Here is a 26,814-nt window from a genome sequence, read left to right as displayed (position 1 = left end):
CAATGTTATTATATAGTAAGTAATATGAGATTTTTTTAAAGGAGTATAAAACCAATATTAGACTAATATGCAATTATATATTTCAGAAGATTTTGGAGAGTAAACTATGTTAAAAATAATTAGAATAACCTTTGGAATCATTGCAGTAGCATTAGCAATTTTTTCATTAATAACGCAGAATTTTTTTATGATTCCATATATGCTTTTATTTATGGGGGGAATGTTTTTAGTAATGTACTTTCAAGAAAGAAGAAAGTCTAATTCAATAATGTATTTACTTGTGGGTGGATTTAATATTTTTGTATCTATTTATACAAGCTTATTTAACTAAAGTCTATAGATGAAATAGGAGAGACTACTTGGGTAGACATAGCTTAACATGAAAGGTTAATAGGTAAAAAAGTGAAAAAGATTAAGCGAAAAAAAATAATCTTACTGTTAATTCTTCTCTTGTTAGTTGTATTGTTTTGTTACTATCAAAATAATGCAATTGAAGTGAATAAGACAACTATAAAATCGCGTGAGGTTCCGAAACAGTTTAATAACTATAAAATCATTCAATTATCAGATCTTCATGGAAAAGAATTCGGACAAGATCAGATCAAGCTAGTAAGAAAAATCAAAAATGAAAAGCCAGATATGATTGTCTTTACTGGGGATTTAATTGACTCTAAGAAATATGTAGAAAAATATAGTTTAAAGCTGATGGAAAAGATAGTTAAAATTGCGCCAGTATATTTTGTAACCGGAAATCATGAATATTGGTCAGGTAAATATGAAGGTTTAGAGAGTAAGTTGGAAAATTTAGGTGTTAAAGTGTTAAAAAATGAAAGTCTAGTTTTAGAACGTAAGGGTAAATCAATTCAAATCTTTGGTATTAATGACCCCGCAGAAAAAGAGGTAGGTAACGAATATTTAACCGAAGAACAACAGGCGGAGGTTAATATAAAGCATTCACTTAATACGAAAATGAATGAGAGTGAATTTAATGTATTATTATCGCATAGACCTGAATTACTTTCGCTGTATTCAAGTTATGATTTTGATGTAGTTCTTTCAGGACATGCACATGGTGGGCAAATTAGGATTCCATTTGTTGGTGGAGTTGTTGCGCCAAATCAAGGGGTTTTGCCAAAATATACTTCAGGTAAATACAAAATGAAAAATACAACAATGATTGTTAACAGAGGATTAGGTAATAGTATTATTCCGCAGAGATTGTTTAATAGACCTGAGATTGTTGTAGTATATTTGAAAAGTTTATAATGAATATAACGATAAAATTAGCAAGTAAACCTAGAGTTGTTTTTGATTATAGCAACTCTTTTTATTTGGCAATTTTGAGATAAAAGGATTTAATCGGTTTAAAGCCTTAATTTATTGAACATGTAATAAAGAATGTACATATTAGAATAAAACAAATTCAGACTGTCAAAACAAAATTGACATGACACTTTTTAGTGTCCTATAATAAAGACACTAATAGGTGTCCGATAAAAAGGAGAGGGTGATTTTGAACGAGAAAAATCAAGAGCGTGATGTTTATGTAGCCATCGCTGACCCAACAAGGCGTAAAATACTTCGTTTATTGGCAGAAGCAGATGAATTACCTCTTCACGAATTAACTCCACAATTTGAAATGGGGCGCACTGCTGTTTCAAAACACCTGGCAATCCTTAAAGAAGCTGGTTTAGTTGCTGACCGTAAAGTAGGTAGAGAAACACGGTATCGATTAAATGCAGCTCCATTAGAAGAAATTAAAGATTGGGTTTCTTTTTACGAAGGATTCTGGAAATAAAGATTTATTAAATTAAACAGAATGAGGAAAAAATAAAATCAGATGTGGCATTAGAATATAAATATCGGAAAAGTATTTGCTGAGCAATAATTGCTAGACTTCTAAGCAATTGTTGATCCAGAAAAAAAGAGTGAAACATATTTGTCTTACATAATGTTTCACCCTTTTTTTATTTTTATGATGTAAAACCTTAGTTAGATATGAAAAATTTTAAGCTTTTATGTAAAAATTGAATGTTACCATTCATTTGGCTCGTAATTTAGTTCTCTAAATAATTGTGTTTTTTCTTTCTTTGTTAAGTCTCTCCATTGTCCAATTGGTAAATTGTTTAAATGAATATTCATGATTCGTATACGTTGTAGTCGATACACTTCGTAACCAAGCGCTTCACACATGCGACGAATTTGTCGATTTAAACCTTGTGTTAAGATGATTTGAAAATCATATTTTGAAAGTTGTTTAATTTCACAAGGTAGTGTTTTTGTTCCTAAGATTTTAACTCCTGCTGCCATTTCTTTTAAGAAGGCAGGCGTGATTGGTTTATCAACTGAGACGATGTATTCCTTTTCATGCTTATTCTCAGCACGTAAAATTTCATTTACAATATCCCCATCGTTCGTTAGTAAAATTAAGCCTTCAGAGGCTTTATCAAGTCGACCTATATTAAAAATCCTTAGTGGATGATTCACTAAATCAATAATATTACCTTTTACACCTTTTTCTGTTGTACTTGTTATCCCAACCGGCTTATTTAATGCAATATAAACATTATTTCGTGCTAATCGAATATGTTCTCCATTAACGATTACCTCATCACCTGGCTCAACTTGGCTACCGATTTTTGCAACTTTACCGTTTATTTTGACTCTTCCTTCACTGATTAATTTATCCGCAGCACGTCTTGATGCTTTTCCGGATTCACTAATAAACTTATTTAAACGAATGACCAACAACCCCTTAATGCTAAATTATATTTTCAGAATAACATATATGTAATGAATATAAAAAAAGAAGTTCAAAAATGATGAAATTTATTAACTTAATTCTTACTATGTATCGATATTTTTTGAAGAAAAACATCCACTTTTTCATATAATTATTGTCTATTTACACATACTAATTAAAAAATGAAATAGGTGAGTGTAAATGGATCTTTCTTTTGATAAGCTTTTAGAACAATTTGATTTAAAGAAAAATGAACATCAACGGAACATGCACAAAATTAATAAAAGAATTGATGAAATAGAGTCACATATGGATAGTATGAAAAAACAATTACATAGTTTTGATCATCAAATTGAGAGTCTTGAAAAGGACTTAAAATCCACATTATCTATGATCAATCGAGAAGAGTTTTCGCATAGTCACCAGGATCATAATCATCAAAATCAAGAACATCAACAACACGACCAAGGTCATAACGAAAAACAGAATCATCATCACAAAAATCAGGAACATCATGAAGAAAAGCATAAATGGGCAGAAAGTATTCTTCATAATGTAGAGGAGTATGCCTCAAATATATTTAATAACGGTAACGAAGAGGAACACAGAAAGAATCAAAATGATCATAACCAACAAAGCAGATTAAGTAAGAATGCTAAGAAACGCAAAGATGATTCAGAGTTGAACCCAATGCCAAATGTAATCCCTGAACAATATTCAGCAAGTGTCTCAAATCATCAGACCAATGCAAATCATATAAGTAATACAAATGTTTCTAATTCATATGATGAAAGCTTTTTAGCTCAGAGCTATATACAAGACGCTTATGAACAAACAAATCAAGAACATACTCTAAATCAGACTACATTAAATGGGAATAATAGCGACCAAACAATTCAAAAAGATTTAAATCAATTAGAGCAAAATTATGAAGATTTATCGATTGACGATTGGGAGGATAAAACAACGAACTTATCGATGTCAGAATGGTTTGAAGTAGATCCTAGGACTAACAGATAAAATGAAAAACATTACTTCTATATAGGAGTAATGTTTTTTCATTTTTGGAAATGTACATAATCAAGAAGGACTAAATTCATTTTTGTTGAAATTAAGAGAGTGACGTAATTTTAAAATAGAAGGTGAAAAATTTGTTGTTAAAAGTACAAATAAAAGAATTGCAAGAAGCTTGCGAGAGCTATGATCAAATTAAATTAAAATTAAATTGGGATATGCTTAGAAACAGAACTAATGATGTTAAAGAAGATTTCTTTTATTATGATGAGGACAAATTAGTTGGGTTTTTAGGTAAATATTATTTTGGTACAAAAGTAGAAATTTGTGGGATGGTACATCCGGAGTATAGAAGAAAAGGTATATTTACATCATTACTAAATGAAGGTCTTGAAAGTAGCAGGAATGCAACATCAATCTTACTGAATGCACCAGCGGCTTCTACTACAGCACAAGAGTTTATAAAAGCTCAGAAATGTGACTATTCATTCTCAGAATATCAAATGGTTTGGAAGGATAGAGATGTACAATCTTTTGAACCAATTATTAATCTGTCAGATGCTACAAAAGAAGATTTTGAATTGATTTCAAGAATCGATGTGGAGTGCTTTGGTTTTGACGTGAAGGATGCTCAAACATTTAATGCACGAGTTTTAAATGAGCCAAATCGTAAATGTTTCATAATAGAGGTAGATGGTGAAAAAATCGGAAAACTGAGTGTTCAAAGAGAACATAAAGAAAGCTGGATTTATGGTTTTGCGGTATTACCAAAGTATCAAGGATTCGGATATGGTAAGAATACATTGTTACAAATTATAGAACGGGAAAACAAAACAGGAAATGAGATACATCTAGAAGTTGCTTTAGAGAATAAAAACGCAAAGAAATTATATACTGACTGTGGCTTCGAACAATATGACACACAAGATTATTATCAATGTTCAAAAAAGAATGTGTAAAACACATTCTTTTTTAGATTGGAGAATGAAATATGTTAAATAAAAACTGTTCTAGATGTAATAAATTTACATCAGTTATAGAAAATGGAAAACAGTTTAATGATGAATTTCTTTGCTATGATTGTCTAAATAGTGCGATAGGAAATAAAGAAGTGGAAAAACCGAATAATCATATTCAACATCCGTTGCTAAGTACATTAAGTTTATTAAATATACTTTATTTAATTGGTTCAATCATCATCTCAATTTTTACTGTTAGTATCATTAACTCATCTTCTGTTGGGTCGACTGGTCAAGTATCAGGGCCAATTGGAATCGCTGTGATTGGAGCGATTTTTAAATCTGTGTTCATTTATTTTATTGTAAAGGCACTCATACTACTTATAGAGACTGTCTTAAAAATTTATAAAAAGCTATAATCAAAATCAATCAATACATCAAATATCAGAATGAACGAGGGCATTATAAATGAGAGTATCAGCAATAGAGGCAGCAAAGAAGTTTATCCAAACAGAATTTTCAGATTGTTTAGGTGCAATTTTAAGCGGAAGTGTTATGAGCGGAAAAGAAACATCTACGTCAGATTTAGATATTGTGGTCTTTGAAAAAAGAGTAAATGCATATCGTGAATCCGTGATTAAATATGAGTGGATGATTGAAGTGTTTGTATACGATTTAGAATCATATAAACCGTTTTTTGATAGCGATATAAAGAGAGCGCGACCGACTTTGCCAAGAATGCTAGCTGAAGGTATGATGATAAAACATCATCCTAAAATTGAAAAATTAGTTGAACATGCAAAAGAAACGATGCTTGCTGGACCACCAAAATGGGATGAAAAGACAATAGAATTCAATCAATATGTTTTATCTGATCTAATTGATGATTTTATTGGTTCAGAACATGTAAATGAAAGTATTTGTATTGCAGCTACGTTACTAGATAAATTACATGAATTCATTTTAAGGACTAACCAGCATTGGGTGGGCTCATCAAAATGGATTTATCGAGAAATGGATCATTTTAATCCAGACTTAACGAACGAAATGTTTCAAGCATTTCAGAACTATTTTCAAACAGGTGAAAAGAATGGAATCATAAACGTAGTTGAATTGGCATTAAAACCGTTTGGAGGAAAACGATTTGAAGGTTACCAAATAGGAAAGTAAATGTTATTACTCTTACAATAACATTAAAAATTCTATATCACTCATACTTGAACATTTTTATGTTAAACTAGGGAATGAAATATATGGTAAAGGGTGAAAACTTTGGAGAAGATTCGTGGTTTTGAAATAGCAAAAGGTTTTGAAAAGGAAGGCGTTAATTTACCGAAGAGAGCGACAACACACGCAGCTGGTTACGATATTGAAAGTATTGAAGATACAATCATTCAACCAAATGAATTTAAACTTGTTGGCACTGGTGTAAAAGCATATATGCAAAGAGATGAATTCCTAGCGTTATACGTACGCTCTTCAACCCCTTTAAAAAAAGGTTTATTAAAAGGGAATGGAGTAGGGGTCATTGATTCGGATTATTACAGTAATCCATCAAATGATGGGCATATTATGATGCAGCTTTTAAATGTTACAAATGAACCTGTTATTATTCAAAAAGGTGAGCGAATTGGACAAGCGGTATTCCAAAAGTTTTTATTAACTGATGATGATATTGCTGGAGAAGAAAGAACAAGCGGATTCGGTAGCACTGGAAAATAAAAAAAGCACTCGAAATTTTCGAGTGCTTTTTGTTTTGAATATTAGTCTAACATTTTTGCTAATTTTGGAGAAATTGCAAGTAAGATTAAGCCTACAACGATTGCTGCTCCACCAACAACTACGAATACTTGAAGAATACCAAGAGTAGTTGTAAATGCTGCTAATTGACCAGCAACTAAGTTTGCGATAAAGCTTGATGATAACCATACACCCATTAAAAGTGATGCAAGTTTAAGTGGTGCATAACGTGAAACTGCTGATAAACCAACAGGTGAAAGTACTAACTCACCAATAGTATGGAAGAAATATGTCATTACCATAAATAACATATTTGCTTTTACTGTGATATTTTCTGGATCAGATCCAGTTTTTAAAGCAGCTAAAATTGTAAAAATAAATCCGATTCCTAAAAGAATTAGACCCATTGCCATTTTAGCTGGTACACTGATTTTAACACCTGAATATGCTAATTTAATCCAAATTGTTGATAAAATTGGTGCAAAGATAATGATGAATAATGGATTAACTGATTGGAACCAAGCTGATGGAACATTAAAATTACCAACTTTTAAATCAATAAATCGCTCAGTATATAATGTTAAAGATGATCCAGCTTGTTCAAATCCAGCCCAGAAAAATACTACGAATGCAGCTAGAATAAAAATTACTGTTGTACGTTGTTTCTCTTTCTTCGTTAGAGGAATACTCTTATCTACAGTATTTTTTTCTTTTAAAACTTTTACATTTGGTTTTGTTCCTAAATCACCTAAGTATTTTTTACTTAATAGGTTGAAAATAATTTGACCAATAATCATACCAATAGCCGCTGCTAAGAAACCATATCTATAACCGAATAGGTCGTCTGCTTTACCAGGGCCATTAGCGTCAAAGAATAATGTTTGTGCTAAATAACCTGTTACTAATGGTGCAAATAAAGCACCTAAGTTAATACCCATATAGAAAATCGTGAATGCGCCATCACGACGTGGGTCATCACCTTCGTATAATTCACCTACTAGAGTTGAAATATTTGGTTTGAAGAATCCATTACCGATGATCAATAATAGTAATCCAATATATAAACCTGTAGTAGAATGGATACCAAATAATGTAATATTACCAAGTGCCATAATGATACCACCAAGAGTGATAGCAGTACGCTTAGCAATAAAGTTATCTGTAATCCAACCACCTACTATTGGTGTGAAATAAACAAGTCCAGTAAATAATCCATAAAGTTGAAGAGCCCATGCATCTTTAAATCCAAGTCCACCTTGAACCATTGTTGCTGTCAAATAAAGAACCAATAGTGCACGCATTCCATAATAACTAAAGCGTTCCCAAGCCTCTGTTGCAAAAAGTAAGTAAAGGCCAGGCGGATGTTTCGTTTTTTGTTGTTGCTCATTTGATGATACGTTTTGAGTCGCTACGCTCATTTTAATTCCTCCCTCTTAAGTGCTATTCTGTGTCGTTTTCTGTTTGAATATTTATTGTCGCAAATTCATACACTATTCTGTCAATTTGGTGTAAAAAATAATTTAAATTCTACAAATTTCGACAATTTCACCTAAAAAAAGATGATCTTACTATATAAACAGAATCATACAAACAAAATTCAATTGTTTGAATTGTGTAAAAATATGGATAATAAATACTTTTGTAGTATAACACAAAACAACACAACACTGTAAAGTAATTTGTATTGTCAGACAAATTTTGCAATACTGATTTTTCATGCAAAAACATATGTATATCAGTACTTTTCACAAAAGAAAAGGCAAAACATGTCTAATCTAAAAGACCTATATTTAAATAATAATAAGTTTTTGAAATATTTCAAGGGTTTTCTTAATTTTGTTATCTTAGATTAATAATTTTTAATAAAAGTAAATAATTGGAAATGTCGGAATTTGTAGAATTATAAAATAAGTATTTAGTCTGTTTTAATATTCAATTAATTCATATGGACGATTTTCTAAAATTTGGATATACTAATAGTAATTTTAATGAAACGGAGTGATGTTATATGGGAAATTCAATGAGTTTACTAAATAAGAATGCAATTACAAGGGGACAAGAAATGAAGTAATTCTTCATTATTGTCCTTATACTCAGGAGGACAAAATGAATTTAGAACAATTAGGCTGGAAAGATGTATTTGGAGAAAAAGATCAATCTACTATTGTGGCTCGTGTGATTTCTGAACAAAGACAAATTTATAAATTACATGATGGTGAAAATGAATTGAACGGTGAAGTTTCTGGAAAATTTCAATTTCAAGCAAAAGTAAAAAGTGATTATCCGTCGGTAGGAGATTGGGTAGTTATTGAGCCACTTAAAGACGAAAATAAAGCGATTATTCAAAAAGTGTTACCTAGGATGAGTCAATTTTCAAGACAGTCCGCAGGCGAAAAGACGGAAGAACAGGTAGTTGCCGCGAATATCGATTATGTATTTTTAGTCATGGCCTTAAATAATGACTTTAATATAAGAAGATTAGAACGCTATTTGTTAGTTGCATATGAAAGCGGAGCTAACCCAATTATCGTTCTAACGAAAAAAGACCTATGTGATGATCTAGCTTCTAGAATTTCAGAAGTTGAAGAAATTGCATTTGGAGTTCCAGTTTTTACTGTAAACAGTACAAACGGTGAAGGTATTGAAGAAGTGAAGAATCTGGTTACAGAAGGGAAGACAGTCTCCCTTTTAGGTTCATCTGGTGTAGGTAAATCAACATTATTAAATGCATTAATTGGAGAATCGATACAAATTACGCAGGATGTTCGTGAAGGCGATGATCGAGGCAAGCATACGACTACCCATCGTGAATTATTCTTCTTACCAACAGGCGGAATGGTGATCGATACACCAGGTATGCGAGAACTTCAATTATGGGGTGGAGAAGATCATATAAGCTCAACTTTTTCTGATGTAGATGAATTAGCGAAATCATGTAAGTTTTCCGATTGTAAACATGAAAATGAACCTGGATGTGCTGTGAATGAAGCCATATCAAATGGTGTGTTAGACGCTCAAAGATTAACTAGTTATCGAAAATTGATGAGAGAGTTGGCATATGCAGAAAGAAAGCAAGATGCTTCATTAGCACGGATTGAAAAAGACAAATGGAAAAAAGTGCATAAGATGATGAATACGAAATCTTATAAATAAAGAAGAGTTTACTACTCTTCTTTTTCTTTTTGAAAAACCATATTTTATATTCAGTAGATTATTACAAATTTCTCTCAGACTTTAGACTGAGAAAAAACAATACTTAAGGTTGTTAACGATTTACGTAAAAATAGATAAACTACATATTACAAGCGTTACTAACAATTTGCTTTCAGTTGTTATTAACAAGTTACGTTTAGTGAATAGAGGAGAGCAATATGAAGCATTTAAAGCATTTAAGACGATTGTCTAGCAATGAGTTAATTGGAATATTATTTATCATTGCAGGTATAGGGCTTTTATTTGATTTGTTTTTAAATCCATTTGCAATTATTGCAGCAGGAGTCGGTATATATTTAATTCAATACGGTGCAAAAAAACGAAAAGTTTATCCATCAACCTCAGCAAATATAGCTTTTTTTGGTGGGATTATTTTATTTATTAGCAATGTATTTCAATTGAAGTCTATTTTAGGTGTTTTAGCATTTATCGTCATTTATATAGGTTATTTAATTTTTATCAACTCAAAATTAAATGAAAAATTAACGATTCCGCTCATACAAGAGAAAACAAGTCCAGGGGTATTTGAAGAGAAATCAGTAATTTCTAACCGTTTCTTCTCAAATATTCGAATGAAAAATGATACGACATTTGAATTAGATGATGTTGATTATTATTTTGGAATTGGTGATGTTGAGATTGATTTAACTGATTCTTTTATACCTGAAGGTGAAACAGTTTTAGCAATCAATGGTTTGATTGGAAACATCACATTATATATACCATATGATGTAGAGTTATCCATACATCATTCAACTTTATTTGGAAAAGTTAATATTTTAAAAAATGAGTTGCAGGGGTTTAATAAAAATTGCAAATTCACTACAAATGATTATAAAGAAGCATCAAGAAAATTAAAAATCATTACGTCACTAGCTGCTGGAAAAATAGAGGTGACAAACAGATGAAAATAGATAAGGGAATATTTTTATCAATCTGTATGGCATCTCTGACTTCCAGCGCATTAATTTGTGGTATTGTTTATTATTTCATTGATCAAACGCTATTTGATAAATTAATGATATATAAAATCGGGAAATTATCTTTATTATTAATCATTTTCATCGCGATTCTTATCATTGCAATCGTATATAGTACAGCAGTTCTTAGTACAATTCGTCATAATGAAAAAGCACTGATAACTGGGATGATTAAAGCAGAAAACGGTACTTATCACAAGGAATCTAATCATTCCATTCGATCAATCGAGAATGATATTGAATCAAATCTACTAAAAATTTCCAAACAGATTGAGGATTCGAGAAAAACTGTTCAAAAATTAGTAGATGAAAAGAAGTTAATTGAATCACAAACAATTGAGGATGTTGTTACAAAAGAAAGACATCGATTAGCACGAGAGTTACACGATTCAGTAAGCCAACAATTATTTGCAATATCAATGATGATTTCTGCTATTAATGAATTAGGTGATACAACCTACCAAGAACAACTGCAATATATTGAAAAAATGGCTGTAAATGCACAATCTGAGATGAGAGCTTTATTACTTCATTTAAGACCTGTCCAATTAGAAGGGAAAAGCTTAAAGGAAGGTGTAGAAAAGCTACTAGCAGATTTAACAAATCGTCAAGCTCTCCAGTTAAAATGGAAAATCGATGATATCTCACTATCAAAAGGTGTTGAGGATCATTTATTCAGAATTATACAAGAGGCTTTATCAAATACACTTAGACATGCAAATGCAAAGACTTTTGAAATTAGAATTAGAAGTATTGAAGATTTTGTTTTAGTACGCATGATTGATGATGGAATCGGTTTTGATATTGAAAAACGAAAAACAGGTTCTTATGGAATTCAGTCTATTAGCGAACGTGCCTCTGAAATTGGAGGTACTGCAAAAATTGTTAGTATTCCAAATCGAGGAACTCAAATTGAAGTAAAAGTTCCAGTAATTGAATAGAGGTGCTTAAAGTGATTAAAGTAGTATTAGTAGATGACCACGAAATGGTACGAATGGGTGTTTCTACATATCTGAGTACGCAAAACGATATCGAAGTAGTTGGTCAAGCAAGTAACGGAAAAGAAGGAATTGAACTGGTACTAAATACTAAACCCGATATTATATTAATGGATTTAGTAATGGAAGTTATGGACGGGATTGAAGCGACAAAACAAATTATCGCAAAATGGCCAGAAGCGAAGATTATCATCGTTACGAGTTTTATAGATGATGAAAATGTATACCCAGCAATCGATGCTGGTGCAATCAGTTATATGTTGAAAACATCTAGAGCAAGTGATATCGCAAATGCCATTCGTACAACACATAAAGGAGGTTCTGTACTAGAACCTGTTGTAACTGGTAAAATGATGAATCGCATGAGAAAATCGACTCATCGTGAATTGCATGATGATTTAACTGCAAGAGAGCAAGAAGTACTTCATTTAATGACTGAAGGAAAATCAAATCAAGAAATAGCTGATGCACTTTTTGTATCATTAAAAACTGTCAAGACCCATGTAAGTAACATACTGACAAAATTAGAAGTAGTTGATCGTACACAAGCCGTTATTTATGCATTTAGACATGGCATTGTTGAACAAAAGTAAAACGCAATGCCGAGAAAAATGTTTAATAAAAATAAAATAAATATTCTAAAAGCAACTAATTTACTTAGAGATTAGTTGCTTTTTTTATTGAACTATTTCATTTTAAAGAAATGACAATATAATTCATCATATCTCTATGGAAAAGTAGCATTCGAAAATGGAAATCCATAGGTTTCATTTTTTATAAGTTCTTTTCTTAAAAATTGTTGTTTTTGGGGTTGGAATCAATTAACACATATTTAACTTTAGTATCAGATTTTCATCATTTTAATTTTTTTTGTGAATTTCAGCTTTAAAAATGTAGCTTGTGAATTAGAAATGGTAAGATAGAATAATGGTTTTACAAAACGGTAAGGAGGAGAAGCACATTTGGTTAGTACATTAAATCATAAAAAAATTAAAGAAATGTGTGGTGAAGTCTCCTTCAAACGAGGAGAATCCTTTTTTCGCGCTAATAAAGTAATATTTAAAAAATTTAATATAGATGAAAGTCATGCGATTGTAAAAGGCACTGAAGATTTTGAAGTGAGTATTAAAAGAGATGATCAAGATCTTGAAACCTTTCATAAAACATGTAGTTGTCCATCACTTGCTTCGTATCAAAGAGATTGCCAGCATATTGCAGCTGTATTAATTGCAGTTTGTGATCATCTTCAGAAAGGGACAACTCCGAGCACGAATATCAATTTTGCTCAATTCGATTCATCAAACTCAAACCTTACTGAAGGACTTGTTCAGTTATTCAATCACAAAAAAACGAGTCGAGCAAGTCGACAACAACGACTTTTTGAAACAAGACAAACCATCAATGCAGAATTTACGTTACAGGTTATTTCTTTAAAAAATGGCAGTCATATATGTGGGATTCAAATATGTATTGGCCCCTCGAAAGTGGAAAAGATACGAGAGTTTTTGGAGAATGTTAAAAATGGACAACCTACGCAAATTTCAAAGTTATTTACTTATGATCCAAATCTTCATTGTTTTTTAGAAGAGACAGATGATGTTTTGAAATTACTGATCCAGTTAATGGACGACGAAAAATCATTTTTGGAGCATATTCATGATCAGGCTTTTTCGAAAAGTAATCATGGTACATTATTTATTCCAACAACATCTTGGGAACAGTTAATTTACTCATTACTGAAAGTATCAATAGTAAAATTGGAAACGCTTGACAAATCTTATCATGAATTACAAATTGCAGCTCATTTGCTGCCATTACAATTTGATATTATTGAAGCCAACAATAAAGATTTCCAATTAAATGTGTACGGTTTGGAAGATGTCATATTATTGAATGCTTATTCTTACGTACTCACGATGGGGAAGTTCTACAAGCTGAAAAGTGAAGATTTCATCAGATTAACAGAATTAAAATCGATGTTACATGATTCAGGTACGACCATTATTCCGATACCAACAAAGCAAATTACATTTTTTATGGAAACAGTCATACCAGGCTTGAAAAGACTAGGTGAAGTCCAAATTTCCGAAGCGTTTTTAAAGAATTTCGACAGGCCTCCTTTAGTTGCAAAATTATATTTAGATCGTGTGAAAAATCGTTTACTTGCAGGGCTAGATTTTCATTATGATCATATTTTAATAAATCCATTAGACCAACGCGATTTTATCAAACATTCAAATTTAGTGCGAGATGAAGAAAAGGAATATGAAATATTACAGTTAATGGAAGAATGTTCATTTTCAAAAACTGATGGTGGCTATTACTTGCATAACGAAGAATTAGAGTATGACTTTTTGCATCATAAAATCCCAAAACTAGAGAAGTTTGTCCAAATACATGCTACTACTGCTGTGAGAAATCGAATATTTAGAGGAAATTCATTCCCTAAAATAAATGTAAAAGTAAAAAAAGAACGAACAAATTGGCTGGAATTTACGTTTAAATTGGACGGTATTTCTGAAAATGAAATACGTGAAGTTATTACGGCATTAAAAGAAAAAAGAAAATATTACAGATTGAAAAATGGGACTTTATTTACACTTGAAACGAGAGAATTTGAAGAAATCCAACGTTTCTTGAAAGAAGTTCCAAACCAAGAAGAAGATCTGTTAAGCGGCTTGAATTTACCGATTGTAAAAGGTCTACAAATAATTGATTCTGGAGAGAATCTAAATTCATTTGATTTAGAAAAATCATTTCATGAGTTTTTAGATCAAATTCATAATCCCGGAAAAATTGATTTTCAAATACCTGAATCTGTTGAGCCGATTTTAAGAGATTATCAAAAATATGGTTATAAGTGGATGAAAACATTAGCAAATTTTGGATTCGGTGGGATTTTAGCTGATGATATGGGATTAGGTAAAACATTGCAAAGTATTTCATTTATTTTATCGATATTGAAAGAAGTTCGAAGCAAAAAATTACCTGTCCTTGTCGTGTGTCCTTCCTCTTTGACTTATAATTGGCTAAGTGAATTTTATAAATTTGCACCAAGTATTAAAACGCTTGTATTGGACGGCACTAAGACTGATCGAATGAAACTACAAGCAGATATTTCTACTATTGATGTGATAATTACTTCTTATCCACTCTTACGAAAAGATGTTAAATGGTACGAAAAACAAACATTTCATACAGTATTTTTCGACGAGGCTCAGAACTTTAAAAATCCTTTAACACAAACTGCAAGAGCTGTTAAAAAGCTTCATGCAAAGCATCGTTTTGGGCTAACTGGGACTCCAGTAGAAAATTCACTTGAAGAGCTTTGGTCAATTTATCATGTTGTCTTTCCAGAGCTGTTTCAAGGATTAAAAGAATATAGCAATTTAACTAAGAAGACAATTGCTCACAGAATTCGTCCATTTTTATTACGAAGAATGAAGGAAGATGTGCTGAAAGAGTTACCAGAAAAGGTAGAGTTGATTGAATCAGAGGAATTATTACCTGAACAGAAAAAATTGTATGCAGCATACTTAGCCAAGCTACGTCAAGAAACACTAAAGCATTTAGATAAAGATAAATCATTCGGAAAAACGAGAATTCGAATACTTGCTGGGATCACTAGGTTAAGGCAAATCTGTTGTCATCCTGCATTATTTATTGAAGGGTACAAAGGAAGTTCTGCAAAATTTGAGCAGCTTATGCAAATTGTTGAAGAATCGAAACATGCGAATAGAAGAGTATTGATATTTTCTCAATTTACGAAAATGCTTGAATTAATTGGTAGGGAGTTATCGATTAATGGAGATGAATTTTTCTATCTTGATGGGAGCACAAGCTCTGAAAAGCGATTAGAAATGTGTAATCGATTTAACGATGGTGAATGTAATTTCTTTTTGATTTCATTAAAAGCTGGTGGGGTAGGGTTAAATTTAACTGGGGCAAATACGGTAGTCTTGTACGATTTATGGTGGAATCCAGCAGTTGAGCAACAAGCCGCGGATCGTGCGTATCGAATCGGACAGAAAAATGATGTGCAGGTAATTAAACTTGTTGCCAGAGGTACAATTGAAGAAAAAATGAATGAACTTCAATCTAAGAAAAAAGAACTGGTTGAAGAAATCATTGATTCAGATGACAAAGTTTCCACTATGCTAACAGAAGAAGATATTAGAGAAATATTAATGATTTAAACTTACCGCTCTGTCATATAGAGCGGTATTTTTTGAATGTACTCCCTTACTATAACAATAAGTTTTTATCTATCCATTCTGAAAAATTGAAATGCGAGTATATTAGAATGAAGCCTAATTTATATATGAAACTTCTTTTTGTGAATAAAATTGAAGGGAGAATGAAAGATGGCCATCAATCGAAAATATACAAATGTTTCTGCTGGTGTTCCTGGCCCAAAAGGAAAAAAATTAATCGAATTACGAAACCATTATGTACCAAATGGTGTTGGTAACAATACTCCCGTTTTCGTTGAAAAAGCCCATGGTTCAATCATAGAGGATGTTGATGGAAATAATTTATTAGATTTTGCAGGTGCAATAGGTACACTTAATGTAGGTCATACACCAGAGCATGTGGTACAAGCGATTAAACAGCAGGCAGATCAATTCATTCATTCTTGCTTTCATGTAGGGATGTATAAACCATATATTGATTTAGCAATGAAACTATCAAACATAACCCCAGGTAAATTTTCTAAAAAAACTATCTTATTGAATAGTGGTGCAGAAGCCGTTGAAAATGCAGTGAAAATTGCAAGAAAGTATACAGGACGCTCCGGGATTGTTTCATTTACAAGAGGTTTCCATGGACGTACACTGCTAGGAATGTCATTAACAAGTAAAGTAAAACCGTATAAATATAAAATGGGCCCATTTGCTCCAGCTACATATAAAGCACAATTTCCTTATCTAGCAAATCGTCCAAATGGTCAGACTGAGGAAGAGTATGTTGATTTTTGTATTCATCAGTTTAATGATTTTCTTTTAACTGAGGTATCACCTGATGAAGTTGCTGCTGTAATTATGGAGCCTGTACAAGGTGAGGGTGGATTTATTGTTCCACCTAAACGTTTTGTAAAAGAAATATTTTCAATCTGTAAAAAGCATGGAATTTTATTTATAGCTGATGAAATACAAACTGGTTTTGGTAGAACTGGTGAATTATTTGCTTCGACTTATTTTGAAATAGAACCTGATCTGATTACATTGTCTAAATCAATCGCTGCCGGTGTACCTATTAGTGCAGTTACTGGACGTTCCGAAATCATGGACGCTCCTTCGCCAGGGGAAATTGGTGGAACATATGGTGGGAGCCCATTAGGATGTGTTGCAGCACTTGAGGTAATAGAGCAAATTGAAACAGAAAAACTTTGGAAAAGAGCAAATACTATTGGAATGACAATTAAAAATTGCTTTAATGAATTGAAAGAGGAATTACCAATTATTTATGATGTACGAGGACTTGGAGCGATGGTCGGGATTGAATTTGTTGATCCAATCTCTCGTCAACCAGCCAAAGAATTTGTAGCTGCACTAACAAAGACTTGTTATGAAAATGGATTAATCATTTTAAGTGCGGGTGTTCATAGTAATGTCCTTCGTTTTTTAACTCCTTTAACCATTTCTGATGAGGAACTAAAAGAGGGTCTAGAAATACTAAAGTATTCTTTACATCAAGTTAGTGGCAAGCATAAAACCGAGGTGAAATAAATTGAGGAAGAAACTTTATATAAATGGTAAATGGATAGATGGAATCAATCATGTTGAACTATTCGCACCACATTCAGATGTAAAATTAGCTGAAATTCCGTTAGCTAGTTTGGAACAATTAGAAGAAGCAATCACGTCTGCAAAAAAAGCAAGAGATGACATGGAAAAACTCAGCTCCTTTGAACGAAGTGTGATTTTAGAGCAATTAGTAGAGCAATTTAAAGCGAACCGAAGTAGATTAGCTGAGATTCTTGCATTGGAAGCTGCAAAGCCTTTAAAAGCAGCATTAGGTGAGATTGATCGAACAATTGCGACGTATAAGATAGCCGCAGAGGAAGCGAAAAGAATATATGGTGAAACTTTGCCATTAGATGCTGTAGCCGGTGGAGAAGGAAGGATAACATATACTGTTAGAGAGCCTATTGGCGTAATTGGAGCGATTACACCCTTTAACTTCCCATTTAATTTAGTTGCACATAAAGTCGGACCTGCAATCGCAGCTGGTAACACAATCGTATTGAAGCCAGCAAGCCAAACACCTTTATCTGCTTATGCTTTAGCAGAAATGCTTGATCAAACTGATTTACCTAAAGGTGCTTTTAATTTAATTACTGGAAAAGGTTCTGAAATTGGAGATGCTCTCGTTAAACATACAGATGTGAAAGCAATTACTTTTACGGGAAGTCCGGAAGTAGGTATTTCATTAAAAAATAAAGCTGGATTAAAAAGAGTTACGCTTGAACTTGGATCAAATGCTGCATTAATCATTGATGAAGGTGTAAATTTATCGGATGAATTAATCAATCGCTGTGTATGGGGTGCCTTTATTTATAATGGTCAGGTTTGCATTTCATTACAGCGCATCTATGTACACGAATCACTGGCAGAGGAATTTTTACGTAAAATGAAAGTAGCTGTTGAAAAATTAGTCGTTGGTTCGCCACTAGATTTGAAAACGGATATTAGCGCATTAATTACAAAGCAAGATGTATTAAGAATTGATCGGTGGGTGAAAAACTCATTAGAAGATGGTGCAAAGTTAATTACAGGTGGAAACATCATCAGTGAACGTATTTATTCTCCAACTGTATTAGCCAATGTGAGCAATACTTGCGAGGTTTCTTGTAATGAAGTATTCGGACCAGTTGTATCCGTAAATTCGTATAACGATTTTGATGAAGCAATAAATGAAGTGAATAACAGTAGATATGGATTACAAGCGGGAATCTTTACTGAAAATCTCCATCGTGCGCTTTATGCAACAAAAAAACTGCATGTAGGTGGTGTACTCGTTAACGATGTACCAACTTTTCGAGTGGATTTAATGCCATATGGTGGAGTGAAAGAAAGTGGATACGGTAGAGAAGGGATTAAATACGCAATTCAAGAAATGACTGAAATGAAATTAATTTCGATAAAAATGTGATCGTATCTGTGAAGTGAAAAATTTAATGTAAAGACTTATCAATCATCTTTGGTAGGTCTTTTTTTTCGTGATTTCCTTACATTTATCTGAACATAGAATAAGTAACTTTAACTAATTTTCTTTCCTAATATAGATAGGAAATCAAGTTAGTTAACATGCATTAAAAACATATACTAAACATTCTGAATTATATGTTATATTGAAGGTAGATGTTTTCACATAAAATTAAAAATGAATACATTGTCTAGGTGAGAGGATAGGTATTTAAATGGATCAATTGAAAGGTTACTATTGGACAATCTTCGAAGTATTTTTAGCTTTACTCATCGGATCAATCACAACAAATGTAATCATCAGACAGCTTTATCAAATAAATGATGTTCAATTTTTAGGGAATATCAGTGTGATATGGTTTAGTGTTAGTTTTATCATCTATGGGATTGAATCACTTATCAGATTACTAATTTGGAATTCGGAACAGTTAAAGAGAAGAATTAGGGGCTACTTTTTTTGGGTCGTTTTATTTATTTCTTTCATCATTCTAATTATACCGATCTTGAAAGGTGAAATTCCATATTAAAAGGAGAACATGAGATGGAAATTAAAAGATTAACAATTGAAGATTTGGATGAATTTATTGAATTAAGAAGTGAAGGGTTAACATTATCGCCTGAAGCGTTTGGTGAAAGTTTAATAGAATATACAACTAAGACATATGAGCAACATAAAGCAATCTTTCCATCTACAGATGATAATTTTATTATAGGAGCCTTTGAAAATAATAAGCTCGTAGGAGTTGTAGGTTTTTTTCAAAAGCGAGCTGAGAAGATGAAGCATAAAGGTGCGATCTGGGGGATGTATATAACACCTAGTCAAAGAGGTACTGGTTTAGGAAAAAAATTACTTCAATATGCAATAAATCAAGCGGTTTTAATTGAAGATATACTACAAATTGAATTAGCAGTTATTTCTACAAATATCCCTGCAAAAAAATTATATGAGTCTTTAGATTTTGTTAGCTTCGGAGTAGAAAAGAGAGCGATAAGTGTTGATGGTGTATTCTACGATGAGGATCATATGGTAAAAGTAATTAAATAAATAGAACTAGTTTTTTAGTAAATAAAAAGTGAAGTAGATTAAACAGTCTACTTCACTTTTTTCTATAATTATATTAAAAGTATTGAATGATACAAACAAATAGTAGTGCAAATAGAATTGAGGGCAACATATTACCAATTTTTATTTTGATTACGCCAAGGGAGTTTAAACCTAATGCAAGTAATAGGATCCCGCCAGTACCCGAAATTTCAGCAATAATGGCATTTAATAAATGCTCTGTTACAAGATTCGGAACAAATGAAGCAAAAATTGCAATGAAGCCTTGATATAAAAATACAGGAATAAATGAAAATAAAACACCAATGCCAAGAGTAGAAGTTAAGATGATTGATAGGAATCCATCCATCAATGATTTTGTATATAAGATTTCATGATTGCTCCGAAGACCACTATCAAGTGCTCCTAAAATCGCCATTGCTCCAACACAGAAAAGTAATGTTGAAGTTACAAAACCTTTTGATATAGATCCTTCATTTTTCGTTTTTACTTTACTCTCAATGAAATGCCCAAGTTTATCTAATTTCTCTTCAATATCTAGCCATTCTCCAACCACAGCCCCTAGAGCTAAACTGAATATGACAATTAAAACTTGATTCGTTTTCATCGCTAATGTAATTCCCAAGACGATAATAACAAGAGAGATTGATTGTGTAACTAAATTTTTCATTCGTTCAGGAATTCTTTTAATAAATAAACCTAGTAATGAACCGATAATAATTGCGATTGCATTAACAATTGAACCTAGTAATACCATGATAATCCCCTTTATTTCTTTTTTATCCTATGCTCCGTTAACAGAATTAACAGAGCATGATTTTCGTATTAATCTATTTTTAAGACAATTTTGCCGATATTTAGATTTTTTTCCATTCGGTTATGAGCATCGTTTACTTCGTTCCAACTAAAAATTGAATCGATAACCGGTTTTACTTTTTTAGATTTAATTAATGGTATCACATGTTCTATGAATTGATTTGTTAAATGAATCTTTTGATCAAGTGTTTGTGAACGTAGAGTACTACCTATAATAGAAATTCGTTTCATTAGTAACGGTAATAGATTGAAATCATTTATCTTTGATCCACTCATTGTTCCGATTAAAATTAACCGTCCATTCGTATGTAATGATTGAATATTTTGATGGAAATAATCTGAGCCAACGAAATCTAAAATTAAATCTACGCCTTTGCCATTGGTTATATCTTCAATTTCCGTTTGGAAATTTTGATTTTTATAATTGATGGCATGATTTGCTCCTAATTGTAGACAGGCATCTAATTTTTCCTGTGTTCCAGCTGTGATAATAGAGTTTGCACCAAATTCTTTCGCAAGTTGAATTGCCGCAGTTCCGACACCGCTTGCCCCAGCATGAATTAACACAGTTTCTTTCTCCTTTAATCGACCAAGTTCAAATACATTTAAATATGCTGTTAAAAAAACTTCAGGAATGGCTGCTGCTTCTTCAAAAGACATATCATCCGGGATTGGAATGGCAAGTTGTGAGGGAAGAGATACATACTCGGCATAACCACCACCTGGTAATAAACCACATACTCTATCACCAATTTTCCAATTAGTAACATATTTACCAATTTGTTCAATTACTCCTGACATCTCTAATCCTAATATTGGTGAAGCACCTGGAGGAACGGGATATTTACCATATTTTTGAAGAATATCTGCTCTATTTAATGCGGTCGCTTGAACTTTAATGAGAAGTTCATCTTCACCAATCGTAGGCATTCTGTCATTTCCAATAAATAATGCTTTTGAATCTACATTTATTTGAACTGCTCTCATTGGCAAAACCATCCTTTATTTATTGATGAATACATCATACAACATATAGAGGCGAAAGAATATTTTAAAAACTTCATGAAAATATGATTTACATACTGTTGCATATGAATTTATTTAATTTATTTGAAAAACTAGTGTATGATTGTTTAATTACGAATAGATTACTTTTGGAATTTAAAACAAATTAGGTGAAAGAGATGCAAGTAAAACATACAAACGATGTGAAGGAATTAATAAAAGAATGGCAAATCGCATTAGAAGCTGAGCGGAATTTCTTGAAATTTCATGGCGGAAGAGGACATTTACTAACTAAAGGTACACCACTATATGAAATAGGTCAAAGTACAGTTATCTTATTTACTGTCTACTCTGAAGTGTTTGTACCGGATGGAACGCCAGTCCGTATAAAAATTGAAAATCAAGATTATCAAGGCGAAATCCTGTCTAGTAAAGGATTACAATTAGAAATTAAAGTAAATGAAAATCTTAAGTCGAACATACCATATGCTGAATTATTCAGTGAGCCTTGGGAGTTACTAGAACAATTAATAGAGAGACTTGATGAAATAAAAGACTATAGAGACAAACAAAAACGAATTATGAGACTAATGAACGCAAATTCTAGGCCAAAACATCTAGAAAAATTAAAAGCTGGTAGTTCTCTCCAAAAGGAATGTATTTATCGTTCGTTCTATAATGCAACAACCTATATTTGGGGGCCACCAGGTACTGGTAAATCTTATAATTTAACGAATATGATTTTAAAGCATTATGAAAAAAATAAATCTGTCTTAGTGATCGCGCATTCAAATGCTGCAGTTGATGTTTTAATGAAAAATGTGATAGGTCAGCTTGAAGAAAAAGCAAAATGGAAAAGTGGAGATATTGTTCGTTATGGATATACAAAAGATGAAGTGCTGCTTCAACATGATGATATACTCTCATCTAAACTTGTCGAAATAGAGGATCAGTCTGTTCAAATTGAGCTAGAAAATTTGGATGATCGAAAATCTGCAATGATTAGAAAAGCAAAAAGAGGAGTCGCTTCAAGAGGTGACTTACACGAGTTAAGTAAAATCCAAAATAAGCTGAATAAGCTTCGGGCTGAGATTCGAGAGAAAGAAAAAGAATTGATTGATCAAGCAAAGGTAGTAGGTACTACATTATCAAAATGTTCAATTGATCCATTAATCTATTTGCGTCAATTTGATTTAGTCATTGTTGATGAAATTAGTATGGCTTATACACCACAAATTGCATTTGCTTCTACATTAGCAAAAAGAATCGTTGTATGTGGGGATTTTAAACAATTACCACCGATTGCTTCTAACTATCAAAATCAATATGTAAAAAAATGGCTTCAGGAAGATTTATTTCATCATGCAGGGATTGTTCAGAAAATAAATAATGGTGAAAGCTTAGAAAATCTTGTTCTATTGAACAAGCAAAGAAGGATGCATCCGAATATATCTGGATTTACCAATATGGAAATATATCATTCATTAGTATTTGATCATCCATCTGTTAAGAAGAGGGAAGAGATTTCCAAACACCGCCCATTCCCCATGAAAGCAAATTGTTTAGTAAACGCACAGTTTTTAAACACATATGCTATGAAGGATACAAATACTAACTCTAGATACAATTTAGGTTCAGCTATTATTGCCACACAATGTATGCTCACAAGTATAATAGATGGGGTTGAGTCGATTGGCGTTGTAACACCGTATAGAGCTCAATCAAAACTATTAGCTGAACTCCATAAAGATATTATTGGAAAAACAAAATATAAAGACTTACCAATTCAAATTGCAACAGTGCATCGATTTCAAGGTTCAGAATGTGATGTAATCATATTTGATACAGTTGATACAAAGCCACAATATTCTCCAGGTTATATTTTAACGGACCAAAATAGTGATCGATTAATTAATGTAGCATTAACGAGGGCCAAAGGTAAATTTATTCATATAACTGATATCCCATTTATGAAGCAAAAGACAAACCGCGAGAAAACAGTTCGTAAATTAATAGAATATCAAATGGAGCATAAATATAAAATTGAAAAAAATGAATTTGAAAAAGTCTTTTCACATAGTATTTCTAAAAGATTAAAGTTCTTTCCGAATCATCAATTTGATTGGAACGAAGAATTTAAAAATGATCTACGAAATATCAAAAAAAGTTTAACTGTATCTATGCCAAACTTGTCACTAATGTCTAATGAATTTCGAAAATTATTGAATGAAATTGACGTACCAATCACTTTTATTAGTGAGAATAGTTATGAAAATCAAAAAAAGTGGAAATTTATTCATAAAGAAATTGTGCAACCGCTCATCATAATAGATAATGAGATCCTTTGGTATGGACACCCTTACTGTCACCAAACGATGAATCAGTCTATTTTTACCGCTAGATTAAATAGTCCAAATACATTACGAACATTAAAAGGATTTATAGATTATTAAGATTACATGGATTGTATTCCATGTAATTTTTTTATTCTTTTACGAAGTTTTTTTGCATAAATTAGTAAAAAATTGCAACGGAATAATTGGTCGAAGAGACCGAATTTGAAACTTATTCATGCCATGTTTTTTCTTAATGAAGATGCTTTTAATCCAAATAAAATTGATACTGTAAAGAAGTTAAACTGAAAAAATTCAAGCTGGATTATCCTATTAGTAATGTACAAGTCCTAAAACATATTACGTTTTGTCAATTGTGATTCACCATAAACCATAGCGAAGCATCGATAGTTTTACAACATACAGGAGAAAAGGGGTGTTTCCGATGAAAAGCGGTTATTGGCAAAATTGGTCTGGTAGTGTGAAGTTTAATCCACAGCATATATTTACACCATCTACAATAGAAGAGGTTGTTTCGATTGTTAAAAAAGCAAACATAGAAAATAAGAAAATAAGAGTAGTAGGTTCATGTCACTCCTTTACCCCATTAATATCCACAACTGATTTCCTCGTATCCTTAGATCTTTTACAAGGTATTATTTCAATAGATAAAGAGAAGCAAATAGCTGAAGTTTGGGCTGGAACTAAATTAGAGAGACTTGGGCAAGAATTATATCAATCAGGTTATGCACAAGAAAATTTAGGTGATATAAATGTACAATCTCTTGCCGGAGCATTTTTAACAGGCACACATGGTACTGGTATACAGCATGGAATCTTAGCCACACAAATTGAAGAACTAACAGTAGTTATACCTAATGGAGAAGTGTTAGTTTGCTCGAAAGAAAAAAATATAGACTTATTTAAAGCAATTGGTGTTTCACTAGGACTACTCGGGATTGTAGTAAAAATGAAGATTAGGATTAAGCCTGCAACAACTTATCGATATGAAAGTAAAAAAATTCAAACAAATGATTTATATCATCAGCTAAATGAAATGAAAAATGAAAATGAGCATTTTGAATTTTATATGTTTCCTTATTCAAAAAATATACAAGTAAAACTGATGAATGAAACGCGAACTAAGAATCATTCATTTAAATTCGAAAAATGGAAAGTGGCAACAATTGAAAATAAAGCTTTCTGGTTTTTAAGTGAAATTAGTAGAAATATACCTAAAACTAGTAGGATGATTAGTAGATTAAGTGCCAAAAATGTACCAAACTCTAAAATGGTAGGACCAAGTTTTCAACTGTTTTCTACAGTACGAGATGTAAAATTTAATGAAATGGAATATAGCATTCCAAAAGCACGAATGATTGATGCAACGAAAGAGATTCAAGAGGAAATCTTAAAAAATAAATTCAATGTTCATTTTCCAATTGAATGTAGGTTTGTAAAAGGTGATCATTTTATGATCAGTCCCGCATCTTTACGTGATTCTGCTTATATTGCCATTCACATGTATAAAGGAATGCCACATCAAGATTATTTCCATCGAATAGAAGAAATTCTCCAAAGCTATAGTGGACGTCCACATTGGGGGAAAATGCACAGTATGACATTAGATCAATTGCATAAGCTATATCCTCATTTATCACAATTTCTAGAAATTAGAAGCAAACTAGATCCAAATAACTTGTTTGTAAATGCATATTTAGGAAAGTTATTTAACTTAGGATAATTTATAAATGACAGGAGGTAGTAACTTTCTGTCATTTTTTAATGAAATTTTAATTGAAAATTATTATCAATTATAATATGATGTTAGATGATAATGGTTTTCAATACATACAATCAAAAGAGTATGATACATTCTGGAGGAATAAAATAATGAAGAAGCAAACAACTTTGATCGCACTTTCAATTGCAACAAGCCTTATGGTAGCGGGGTGCTCACAAAAAGCTGAAGAAACTAGTAAAGTTAAAAAAGATACAAATGTAGTAGAAAAAGTAAAGCTAGATACTGAGATTAATAGTTATCGCGACTTTGTTGTTTCACAAACGGAAGAGTTTGTAAAATCAACTCAATTATTCGTAGATGCAATCAATGCAGGTAATATAGAAGAAGCAAAACGTTTATACCCAATTAGCAGATCATATTTCGAAAGAATTGAGCCAGTTGCAGAATCTTTTGGTGATTTAGATCCGAAAATAGATGCACGTGAAGGTGATGTACCTGCAGAGGAGTGGACTGGTTTCCACAAAATCGAACAAGTATTATGGGTGGATAAAACAACAAAAGGTTTAGAGAAATATACTGAACAATTAATGAAGGACGCAAATTATTTACGTGCGAAAGTAGAAACGGTTGAAATTGATCCAGTTCTATTTGTAACAGGTCCTGTGGAATTATTAAATGAAGTTTCTTCTTCAAAAGTTACAGGAGAAGAAGAACGATATTCTCATACAGACTTAGCTGATTTTGCAGCAAACGTTGAAGGCTCTCACAAAGTAATTGAATTAGTTCTACCTAAATTAAAGGAAAAAGATGCTGAGTTAGCGACTACAATTGATGACCGTTTTAACGAGTTAATGGCATCATTGGACTCATATAAAAATGGTGATCAATATATCGATTACACGAAGTTAAAAGAAGATGAAGTGAAGAAGCTAGCACAACAAGTTGATGCGCTTGCAGAACCTATTTCTCAAGTTGGTTCAACGTTAGGAGTAAATTAA

The 26,814-nt window shown here is 32.0% G+C and carries 24 protein-coding genes; 20 read left to right on the top strand and 4 right to left on the bottom strand.

Annotated elements, in window-relative coordinates; translation table 11 throughout:
- Positions 1-106 precede the first annotated feature (106 nt).
- The 3 genes from ACX6U0_RS02715 to ACX6U0_RS02705 all read left to right on the top strand — a co-directional run bounded on the left by ACX6U0_RS02715 (position 107) and on the right by ACX6U0_RS02705 (position 1,798).
- A complete protein-coding gene (locus ACX6U0_RS02715; protein WP_464958470.1) occupies positions 107-331 on the top strand; it encodes a DUF3953 domain-containing protein in 225 nt (74 codons plus the stop codon).
- A 71-nt stretch (positions 332-402) separates the two neighbouring features.
- On the top strand, positions 403-1,266 hold the full coding sequence (locus ACX6U0_RS02710) for a metallophosphoesterase (RefSeq protein ID WP_464958469.1): 864 nt from the start codon (positions 403-405) through the stop codon (positions 1,264-1,266).
- Positions 1,267-1,513: 247 nt separating this feature from the next.
- Positions 1,514-1,798, top strand: a complete 285-nt coding sequence (locus ACX6U0_RS02705; RefSeq protein WP_464958468.1) for an ArsR/SmtB family transcription factor — start codon at positions 1,514-1,516, stop codon at positions 1,796-1,798.
- Positions 1,799-2,034: 236 nt separating this feature from the next.
- Here ACX6U0_RS02705 and rluF read toward each other — a convergent pair whose 3' ends face one another.
- Entirely contained in the window at positions 2,035-2,751 is a 717-nt protein-coding gene (gene rluF, locus ACX6U0_RS02700) for a 23S rRNA pseudouridine(2604) synthase RluF (protein WP_464958467.1), read from the bottom strand.
- A gap of 193 nt (positions 2,752-2,944) precedes the next feature.
- Here rluF and ACX6U0_RS02695 point away from each other — a divergent pair, with 193 nt between their 5' ends.
- The 5 genes from ACX6U0_RS02695 to ACX6U0_RS02675 all read left to right on the top strand — a co-directional run bounded on the left by ACX6U0_RS02695 (position 2,945) and on the right by ACX6U0_RS02675 (position 6,438).
- Positions 2,945-3,763 carry a hypothetical protein gene (locus tag ACX6U0_RS02695; protein ID WP_464958466.1) on the top strand — a complete coding sequence of 273 codons (819 nt, stop codon included), beginning with the start codon at positions 2,945-2,947 and terminating at the stop codon, positions 3,761-3,763.
- A gap of 134 nt (positions 3,764-3,897) precedes the next feature.
- Positions 3,898-4,716: a GNAT family N-acetyltransferase gene (locus tag ACX6U0_RS02690; protein ID WP_464958465.1), complete on the top strand. Its 819-nt coding sequence runs from the start codon at positions 3,898-3,900 to the stop codon at positions 4,714-4,716.
- Positions 4,717-4,748: 32 nt separating this feature from the next.
- Positions 4,749-5,135: a DUF3980 domain-containing protein gene (locus tag ACX6U0_RS02685; protein WP_464958464.1), complete on the top strand. Its 387-nt coding sequence runs from the start codon at positions 4,749-4,751 to the stop codon at positions 5,133-5,135.
- Positions 5,136-5,184: 49 nt separating this feature from the next.
- On the top strand, positions 5,185-5,886 hold the full coding sequence (locus ACX6U0_RS02680; RefSeq protein ID WP_464958463.1) for a nucleotidyltransferase domain-containing protein: 702 nt from the start codon (positions 5,185-5,187) through the stop codon (positions 5,884-5,886).
- A 102-nt stretch (positions 5,887-5,988) separates the two neighbouring features.
- Positions 5,989-6,438, top strand: coding sequence for a dCTP deaminase domain-containing protein (locus tag ACX6U0_RS02675; protein WP_192601692.1), 450 nt, complete (start codon positions 5,989-5,991; stop codon positions 6,436-6,438).
- Between the two features lie 41 nt (positions 6,439-6,479).
- On the opposite strand, the gene ACX6U0_RS02670 is transcribed toward ACX6U0_RS02675, so the two are convergent.
- Positions 6,480-7,874, bottom strand: a complete 1,395-nt coding sequence (locus ACX6U0_RS02670; RefSeq protein WP_464958462.1) for a peptide MFS transporter — start codon at positions 7,872-7,874, stop codon at positions 6,480-6,482.
- Between the two features lie 688 nt (positions 7,875-8,562).
- On the opposite strand from ACX6U0_RS02670, the gene rsgA reads away from it, so the two are divergent.
- From rsgA to ACX6U0_RS02625, 9 genes are all read left to right on the top strand, one after another.
- The gene (gene rsgA / locus ACX6U0_RS02665; protein WP_464958461.1) at positions 8,563-9,609 is read left to right on the top strand and encodes a ribosome small subunit-dependent GTPase A; all 1,047 of its coding nucleotides are present in this window, start codon (positions 8,563-8,565) and stop codon (positions 9,607-9,609) included.
- Positions 9,610-9,827: 218 nt separating this feature from the next.
- Positions 9,828-10,577 carry a cell wall-active antibiotics response protein LiaF gene (gene liaF / locus ACX6U0_RS02660; RefSeq protein WP_464958460.1) on the top strand — a complete coding sequence of 250 codons (750 nt, stop codon included), beginning with the start codon at positions 9,828-9,830 and terminating at the stop codon, positions 10,575-10,577.
- Positions 10,574-11,590, top strand: coding sequence for a sensor histidine kinase (locus ACX6U0_RS02655; RefSeq protein ID WP_464958459.1), 1,017 nt, complete (start codon positions 10,574-10,576; stop codon positions 11,588-11,590). Before liaF ends, ACX6U0_RS02655 begins: the two co-directional genes overlap by 4 nt.
- Positions 11,591-11,601: 11 nt before the next feature.
- Complete coding sequence (locus tag ACX6U0_RS02650; protein ID WP_464958458.1) at positions 11,602-12,240, top strand: response regulator transcription factor; 639 nt, start codon at positions 11,602-11,604, stop codon at positions 12,238-12,240.
- A gap of 369 nt (positions 12,241-12,609) precedes the next feature.
- Positions 12,610-15,843: a DEAD/DEAH box helicase gene (locus ACX6U0_RS02645; RefSeq protein WP_464958457.1), complete on the top strand. Its 3,234-nt coding sequence runs from the start codon at positions 12,610-12,612 to the stop codon at positions 15,841-15,843.
- A 168-nt stretch (positions 15,844-16,011) separates the two neighbouring features.
- Positions 16,012-17,376: a 4-aminobutyrate--2-oxoglutarate transaminase gene (gabT, locus tag ACX6U0_RS02640; protein WP_464958456.1), complete on the top strand. Its 1,365-nt coding sequence runs from the start codon at positions 16,012-16,014 to the stop codon at positions 17,374-17,376.
- 1 nt (position 17,377) lies between these two features.
- Positions 17,378-18,802, top strand: coding sequence for an aldehyde dehydrogenase family protein (locus ACX6U0_RS02635; RefSeq protein WP_464958455.1), 1,425 nt, complete (start codon positions 17,378-17,380; stop codon positions 18,800-18,802).
- A 268-nt stretch (positions 18,803-19,070) separates the two neighbouring features.
- A complete protein-coding gene (locus ACX6U0_RS02630; RefSeq protein ID WP_464958454.1) occupies positions 19,071-19,382 on the top strand; it encodes a hypothetical protein in 312 nt (103 codons plus the stop codon).
- Between the two features lie 14 nt (positions 19,383-19,396).
- Positions 19,397-19,900, top strand: coding sequence for an N-acetyltransferase family protein (locus ACX6U0_RS02625; RefSeq protein ID WP_464958453.1), 504 nt, complete (start codon positions 19,397-19,399; stop codon positions 19,898-19,900).
- Positions 19,901-19,973: 73 nt separating this feature from the next.
- Here ACX6U0_RS02625 and ACX6U0_RS02620 read toward each other — a convergent pair whose 3' ends face one another.
- Positions 19,974-20,675, bottom strand: a complete 702-nt coding sequence (locus ACX6U0_RS02620) for a DUF554 domain-containing protein (protein ID WP_464958452.1) — start codon at positions 20,673-20,675, stop codon at positions 19,974-19,976.
- A 68-nt stretch (positions 20,676-20,743) separates the two neighbouring features.
- A complete protein-coding gene (locus ACX6U0_RS02615) occupies positions 20,744-21,721 on the bottom strand; it encodes an NAD(P)H-quinone oxidoreductase (protein WP_464958451.1) in 978 nt (325 codons plus the stop codon).
- A gap of 197 nt (positions 21,722-21,918) precedes the next feature.
- Between ACX6U0_RS02615 and ACX6U0_RS02610 the strand changes: the two genes are divergently transcribed.
- The 3 genes from ACX6U0_RS02610 to efeO all read left to right on the top strand — a co-directional run bounded on the left by ACX6U0_RS02610 (position 21,919) and on the right by efeO (position 26,814).
- Positions 21,919-24,192, top strand: coding sequence for an AAA domain-containing protein (locus ACX6U0_RS02610; RefSeq protein ID WP_464958450.1), 2,274 nt, complete (start codon positions 21,919-21,921; stop codon positions 24,190-24,192).
- 316 nt (positions 24,193-24,508) lie between these two features.
- Positions 24,509-25,816 carry a D-arabinono-1,4-lactone oxidase gene (locus ACX6U0_RS02605; RefSeq protein WP_464958449.1) on the top strand — a complete coding sequence of 436 codons (1,308 nt, stop codon included), beginning with the start codon at positions 24,509-24,511 and terminating at the stop codon, positions 25,814-25,816.
- A gap of 149 nt (positions 25,817-25,965) precedes the next feature.
- On the top strand, positions 25,966-26,814 hold the full coding sequence (gene efeO / locus ACX6U0_RS02600; protein ID WP_464958448.1) for an iron uptake system protein EfeO: 849 nt from the start codon (positions 25,966-25,968) through the stop codon (positions 26,812-26,814).

The sequence above is a fragment of the Gottfriedia sp. ABJ_BB2_2 genome (genome assembly GCF_055484705.1).
Note: the sequence above shows the minus strand (reverse complement) of the source record. Positions and strands in the feature narration are given on the sequence as shown.